The following is a 1,306-nucleotide window of genomic DNA, read 5'->3' on the forward strand; positions in this document are numbered from 1 at the left end:
GCAACGGCAACGGCAACTGAGCTTCCCCTGAAATTTCGTCTTCCAGCGGTGGCATTAAAATCACCCGTAAATTGGAAGAAGGCACATGAAGAAGATACCGCAACAGGCATTCACGGCAGAGTTCAAGGAACTGGCTGTTCAAAGGGTAAAGGATGGACAGACGGTTCCAGCGGTCGGACGGGAACTGGGGATCAGTCACCAGACGGTACGCAACTGGGTCAAGGCAGCCGCTGCAGGCAAGCTGGTGGGCGCTGGAAGCCGGGTGGTCACGCCAGAGGAAATGGAATTGAGCAGACTGCGCGCTGAGGTGGTACGTCTGCAACGGGAGAATGAAATCATAAAAAAAGCGGCGGCGTACTTCGCCAAGGATGCACTGTGAAGTACGCCTGGATCGACCAGAATGCCAAGCATTTCGAACTCCACGAACTGTGCTGCGTGCTGGAGGTCAGCATCAGTGGCTATCGGTCCTGGAAACGCGGTGGCAGCCCTGAGCGCAAGCGATTGACGGATGCACAGATGCTGGCGCTGATTCAGGCCATCCATGCCGAGCTCAAGGGTGCCTATGGCAGTCCCCGGATGGTGCGGGAGCTGCGCGCGCGTGGCATGAGTGCCTGCAAGACGCGGGTGGAGCGGCTCATGCGCGATCACGGCATTCGTGCGCGTCACAAGCGGCGCTACCGGGTTACCACGGATAGCCGCCATGGCTTGCCAGTGGCGACGAACCTGCTCAAGCGCAAGTTCAAGCCGGCTGCCCCCAATCAGGTCTGGACCTCGGACATTACCTACCTGTGGACCGATGAGGGATGGCTCTACCTGGCGATCGTTCTGGATCTGTTCAATCGGGAAGTCGTGGGCTGGTCAATCAAACCGCGCATGACAGCCGACCTGGCAATCGACGCCCTGACCATGGCCTGGTTCAGGCGCCGACCCGGGCCAGGGTTGCTGCTGCATTCCGATCGGGGCAGCCAGTACGCCAGCAGCGTGTTCCAGGAAAAACTCAATGCTTACGAAATGCGCTGCTCGATGAGTCGTAAAGGCAATTGCTGGGATAACGCGCCGACGGAAAGCTGGTTCAACAGTTTCAAGAATGAACGCATTCATGGGGTGCGCTATAAAACGCACGCGCAGATGAAAGCAGCAAGCTTCGACTACATCGAAGCGTTTTACAACCGGCAACGCCAGCACTCAACGCTGGGCTACCAGTCGCCGGCTCAGTACATGCAACACTGGCAAGTTAAACAACAGCAGATACAGGCAGTATGAGCCACTGACTGGAAGCCGAAAAACCGAGGGAAGCTCACAACTG

General features: G+C 57.6%; 1 protein-coding gene. It reads left to right on the forward strand.

Translation table 11 applies throughout. The features are described from left to right. The first annotated feature begins 85 nt into the window (after nt 1-85). Nucleotides 86-1,263, forward strand: a protein-coding gene (locus tag JK635_RS29350) for an IS3 family transposase (RefSeq protein WP_202656403.1) whose coding sequence is annotated in 2 segments (ribosomal slippage) — nt 86-338 and nt 338-1,263 — 1,179 coding nt in all. Because the reading frame shifts where the segments join, the coding sequence is not laid out codon by codon here. Nucleotides 1,264-1,306: the final 43 nt, after the last annotated feature.

This window comes from Neobacillus paridis (genome assembly GCF_016765675.1).
Classification (GTDB): Bacteria; Bacillota; Bacilli; order Bacillales; family Cytobacillaceae; genus Neobacillus; species Neobacillus paridis.